Genomic DNA, 5,338 nt, shown 5'->3' with positions numbered 1-5,338 from the left:
GGATCTGCGCGGCCTGCTCGGCGCCTTCATGTTCCGCGGCGCGCAACTCGATCAGCCCGCCGCCACGCTGTCCGGCGGCGAGAAGACCCGACTGGCGCTGGCCGGGCTGGTGGCCTCCACCGCGAACGTGCTGCTCCTCGACGAGCCGACCAACAACCTCGATCCGGCGTCGCGCGAGCAGGTCCTCGATGCGCTGCGCAGCTATACCGGGGCGGTGGTGCTGGTCACCCACGATCCAGGGGCGGCTGAGGCGTTGGCGCCGCAGCGGGTGGTGCTGCTGCCGGACGGCACCGAGGACTACTGGTCGGCCGACTACCGCGACCTCATCGAACTGGCCTGACCGGCCCGCACAGCGCGCCGGCGCCGGTGGGTCGGCACCGGATTGGTAGCGTCGTGGTCCGTGACCACCCCGCAGTTCCCCTCCTATCCGGCCTACATCCCTGGCGAACTCTGCGTCACCGTCGGGCTCGACCCGTCCGCCCCGCCCGACGAGTGCATGGCGCTGGTGAAAGCCGGCGTCACCGCCGACGCGATCAGCGCCCCGGCCGCGGACGTGCCGGCGCTGCGCGAGGTGGTGCAGGAGGCGAACCGGGACGGCATTGACCTGAAGATTGTGGTGGTTGCCCGCAACCCGGGGATGGACACCGCGCTGCGCGACGTCGCAACGGTCGTGGGCAGCGGTTACCCGGATTCCACGGTCCTGGTGCTCAGCCCGTCCTACGTCGGCAGCTACAGCGGGCAGTTCCATCGTGCCAAGTTGGAGGCCGGCGAAGACGCGGCGAAGACCGGTAATCCGGTGGTCTCGGCGCAGAACTTCGTCAACGAGTTGAACACGCCCGACCTCCCCTGGACGGCGTTGACAATCGTGTTGCTGCTCGGGGTCGCGGCGGCGACTGCGGGCACCCGTGTACTGCAACAGCGCAGCAAACGAATCCAATCACCGGCCCGTAACCTCGGTCATCGGGATTGACCAGTGAAGATTAGTCTGTCAAAGCCGCGTCAGCGGATTCGTTAGCAAGCTCTGATATCACTGTTCGGTCACAATCGACTCAATTACGGCACTGTAGTTCGTTACTAATGTTCCCACAGTGCCTGGAGTGGCGTATGTTTCGGATGATGCGTGTGTGGTGTTTGTGCTTTCAGCCCCGCTGGGCGCCAACCACGCGCGTTGAGTCCGAGGAGGCCCGAATCGAATGAGACGCATCAGACGTCGTCAGTCGGGCTCTCAGGGCTGCTCCCTGCGACCGGCCGTCGGGCTCGTCCAACCCGTCGGGGTCTTGGTGCTGAGCATGGCAGTGCTGTTGGCCGCCCCGGGGCTGGCGTTTGCCGATCCGGTGCTCGACTCCGCGCCGAGCCCGGAGCAGATCGCCGCGCTGATCGCCGACGTCGCCGAAGCCAACCAGCGGCTCCAGGACCTAGCGGTGGCCATTCAGACCGAAAAGGAAGATGTCAACAAGGCGTTAGCCGAGGTGCAGACCGCACGGGACGACGCGGCCGCCACCCAGCACGACGTCGAGGTCAGCCAGCAGGGGATCAAGGACGCCGACGCTGCGATCACCGCGGCGCAGCGGCGATTTGACAGGTTCGCGGCGGCGACCTACGTCAACGGCCCTTCGGAGGCCTACCTGACCGTGACCGGCCCGTCCGATGTCATCGCCACTGCCACCGCCGGTGAGCTGGTATCGGTCAGCTCCCAGCGGGTGCTGGCCGACCTGCAGCGGGCCCGCACCGAGCAGGTGAACAAGGAGTCGACAGCACGGCTGGCAAAGAAGAAGGCCGACCAGGCGGTCTCAGACGCCCAATCCAGCCAGGACACCGCGGTGGCGGCGCTCGTCGACACCCAGCGCAAGTTCGGTGAGCAGCAGCAGCAGATCAAGCGGCTGGCCGCCCAGCGCAACGACGCTGCGGCCAAACTCGATGCAGCACGCCGGCAGCGCCAGCAGGCGCAGGCAGCGGGGCAGCGCCCGGCACCGCCCGGTACCCGATGGGAATCCGGGGCCAGACACCCCGACCGGGGACCCAACACGGCGCCGACGGACGCCGGCCGGTGGGATGGCGGGTGGGATCCGACGCTGCCGGCCCTACCCAGCGCCTTCGTCAGCGGTGACCCGATCGCCGTCATCAATACGGTGCTGGGGATCTCGGCAACCTCGGCGCAGGCCACCGCCAGTATGGGGCGCAAGTTCCTGCAGTCGATGGGCCTGATCAGGCCGGACGCGCCCGCCGCCGCAGAGTCGGGCATCACCAACGGCCGGATTCCACGGGTGTATGGGAGCCAAGCCTCCGAATATGTGATCCGGCGCGGATTGTCGCAGATAGGGGTGCCCTACTCATGGGGCGGCGGCAACGCCGTGGGCCCGAGCCGGGGCATCGATGGTGGCGCCAACACGGTCGGCTTCGATTGCTCGGGCCTGATCCTGTACTCCTTCGCCGGGGTGGGCATCAAGCTGCCGCACTACTCGGGCTCGCAGTACAAGCTGGGCCGACAGATCCCGTCATCGCAGATGCGCCGCGGCGATGCCATCTTTTACGGCCCGGGTGGGAGTCAGCACGTGACGTTGTACCTGGGGAACGGCCAGATGCTGGAGGCTCCCGATGTCGGGCAGACGGTGAAAGTGTCCCCGGTACGCAGCAGCGGAATGACGCCCTACGTGGTCCGGTACATCGAATACTGACGGATATTAACGGAGAAGCCATGTGCTGTAAGATCTTTCGCGATTTGAAGCCGGGCAGGATGACCTGGCTGATGCTCGCGGTGATTCCGCTGGTGGTCGGCCTGGCCGGCCCGGCTGCAGCCGAGAACCCGTGGGATCCGACGCTGCCGCAGCTGATCAGCGCCGGTGCGCCCGGCGATCCACTGGCGATCGCGACCGCCTCGCTGAAAGCCACCGCGCAGGCGACCCAGACGACGATGGACCTGGGCCGTAAGTTCCTGTCCGGGCTGGGGTTCAACATCGGCGGTGCCGATCCGAGTGAGGCCAGTGTCAACATCGCACCGGGGCGGCGGGTTTACGGCCGGCAGGCGATCGAGTACGTCATCCGTCGAGGCGGTTCGCAGATGGGGGTGCCGTATTCATGGGGCGGTGGTTCGCTGACCGGTCCCAGCAAAGGCGTCGGCGACGGGGCCGACACGGTGGGATTCGACTGCTCGGGCCTGATGCGCTACGCGTTCGCCGGTGTCGGGGTGCTGATCCCGCGGTTCTCCGGCGACCAGTACAACGCCGGCCGGCACATCCCCGGCGACCAGGCCAAGCGGGGCGATCTGATCTTCTATGGCCCGGGCGGCGGCCAGCACGTCACCATGTACCTCGGCGACGGGAAGATGCTGGAGGCATCCGGCAGCGCCGGGAAGGTCACGGTCAGCCCGGTACGGACGGCAGGGATGACGCCGTACCTGACCCGGATCATCGAGTATTGACCGCCCGGGGCGGGCGCGCTGCCCAGAGGCGACGTCGACGGAATCCCGGGCGCCTGGAATAGTGAAACGCGGGCACGCGGCTGCCCCGCGGCCGACGGTCGGGTACACAGTCGTGTCCGACAGAGGTTTACCGAGCTTGGAGGGTTGTCGATGACGTCACCAGATAGGACGCCCGCGGGTGTCGGCGGTTTTCCCGGCCCGGAGGGCCCCCCGGCCGGCGGTAACGGGCTGGCCGCCGAAGTGCACGCGCTCGAACGGGCCATCTTCGAGGTCAAGCGCATCATCGTCGGGCAGGACCGGCTGGTCGAGCGCATCCTGGTCGGCCTGCTGGCCAAGGGCCATCTGCTGCTCGAAGGTGTCCCCGGGGTGGCCAAGACGCTGGCGGTGGAGACGTTCGCGCGCGTGGTCGGCGGCACGTTTGCGCGAATACCGATCACCCCGGACCTGGTGCCGACCGACATCGACGGCACCCGAATCTACCGGCAGGGGCGGGAGGAGTTCGACACCGAACTGGGTCCGGTGGTGGTCAACTTCCTGCTCGCCGACGAGATCAACCGCGCGCCGGCCAAGGTGCAGTCTGCGCTGCTGGAGGTCATGCAGGAACGCCACGTGTCCATCGGCGGCAAGACCTTCCCGCTGCCCGACCCGTTTCTGGTGATGGCCACCCAGAACCCGATCGAGCACGAGGGCGTCTACCCGCTGCCGGAGGCGCAGCGCGACCGATTCCTGTTCAAGATCAACGTCGACTACCCGTCGCCGGAGGAAGAGCGCGAGATCATCTACCGGATGGGTGTCACCCCGCCGCAGCCCAAGCAGATCCTCCACCCCGGTGACCTGCTGCGGCTGCAGGGGCTGGCGGCCAACAACTTCGTGCACCATGCGCTGGTCGACTACGTGGTGCGCGTTGTCATGGCCACCCGCATGCCGGAGCAGTTCGGCATGCCCGACGTCAAGAGCTGGCTCTCCTTCGGAGCGTCACCGCGCGCCTCGCTGGGCATCGTCGCGTCGGCGCGGACGCTGGCGCTGGTGCGGGGGCGTGATTACGTGGTCCCGCAGGATGTCATCGAAGTCATCCCCGACGTGCTGCGGCACCGGTTGGTGTTGTCCTACGATGCGCTCGCCGACGAGATCACCTCGGATATCGTCATCAACCGGGTGCTGCAGACCGTTGCGTTGCCGCAGGTGAATGCTGTTCCGCAGCAAGGACACTCGGTGCCTCCGGTGGTTCCGGCCGCAGCGGCAGCGGCTAGCGGTCGGTGACCGAACCCGACACCCCGCCCGAGTCGGGGGGCCCGGATACCGCGGATGCCGCTGCGCCGCCGTCGATGCTGCGCGGCGACATCGGTGACCCTAAGCTCGCTGCGGCGCTGCGCACCCTGGAACTGACCGTCAAACGCAAGCTCGACGGCGTGCTGCACGGCGACCACCTCGGCCTGATCCCCGGCCCGGGCTCCGAACCCGGCGAATCGCGGCTCTACCAGCCCGGTGACGACGTGCGCCGGATGGACTGGTCGGTCACCGCCCGCACCACCCATCCGCATGTCCGCCAGATGATCGCCGACCGAGAGCTGGAGACCTGGCTGGTGATCGACATGTCGGCCAGCATGGACTTCGGCACCGCTCGATGTGAGAAGCGGGACCTCGCGGTCGCGGCGGCCGCCGCCATCATCTTTCTCAACAGCGGCGGCGGGCACCGGATCGGCGCGCTGGTCGCCAACGGCGAACGGTCGGTGCGGGTGGCGGCGCGGTCCGGGCGGATGCACGAGCAGACGCTGCTGCGCACCATTGCCACCGCACCGCGGGCCGCGCTCGGGGTGCGCGGGGACCTCGCCGCGGCCATCGACGCGCTGCGCCGGCCGCAACGTCGCCGCGGCATGGCGGTGATCATCAGCGACTTCCTCGGCCCGATCAACTGGATGC

Annotated in this window: 6 protein-coding genes; all 6 read left to right on the top strand. The window is 68.2% G+C overall.

The genetic code is table 11. The features are described from left to right. On the top strand, positions 1–340 hold a 340-nt coding region (locus tag AC2VON_RS21530; RefSeq protein ID WP_486954673.1), incomplete at its 5' end, for an AAA family ATPase. A gap of 60 nt (positions 341–400) precedes the next feature. Beyond that, complete coding sequence (locus AC2VON_RS21525) at positions 401–970, top strand: Rv1476 family membrane protein (protein WP_486954672.1); 570 nt, start codon at positions 401–403, stop codon at positions 968–970. Between the two features lie 223 nt (positions 971–1,193). Then, positions 1,194–2,675, top strand: a complete 1,482-nt coding sequence (gene ripA / locus AC2VON_RS21520; protein WP_486954671.1) for an NlpC/P60 family peptidoglycan endopeptidase RipA — start codon at positions 1,194–1,196, stop codon at positions 2,673–2,675. Positions 2,676–2,734: 59 nt separating this feature from the next. Further along, positions 2,735–3,418, top strand: coding sequence for an NlpC/P60 family peptidoglycan endopeptidase RipB (ripB, locus tag AC2VON_RS21515; protein WP_486954675.1), 684 nt, complete (start codon positions 2,735–2,737; stop codon positions 3,416–3,418). A 150-nt stretch (positions 3,419–3,568) separates the two neighbouring features. Further along, positions 3,569–4,678: a chaperone MoxR1 gene (moxR1, locus tag AC2VON_RS21510; protein WP_486954670.1), complete on the top strand. Its 1,110-nt coding sequence runs from the start codon at positions 3,569–3,571 to the stop codon at positions 4,676–4,678. 65 nt (positions 4,679–4,743) lie between these two features. Next, positions 4,744–5,338 (top strand): DUF58 domain-containing protein (locus tag AC2VON_RS21505; protein ID WP_486954674.1); only part of this gene is annotated, 595 nt, incomplete at its 3' end.

The sequence above is a fragment of the Mycobacterium sp. TH-M82 genome (assembly GCF_057473605.1).
This window is presented reverse-complemented; position numbering and strand designations above follow the sequence as displayed.

What these genes read in the sequence shown, in the direction of transcription:
- ripA (WP_486954671.1), top strand. Translation starts at nt 1,194, where the DNA reads ATGAGACGCATCAGACGTCGTCAGTCGGGCTCTCAGGGCTGCTCCCTG.
- moxR1 (WP_486954670.1), top strand. Translation starts at nt 3,569, where the DNA reads ATGACGTCACCAGATAGGACGCCCGCGGGTGTCGGCGGTTTTCCCGGC.
- ripB (WP_486954675.1), top strand. Translation starts at nt 2,735, where the DNA reads ATGACCTGGCTGATGCTCGCGGTGATTCCGCTGGTGGTCGGCCTGGCC.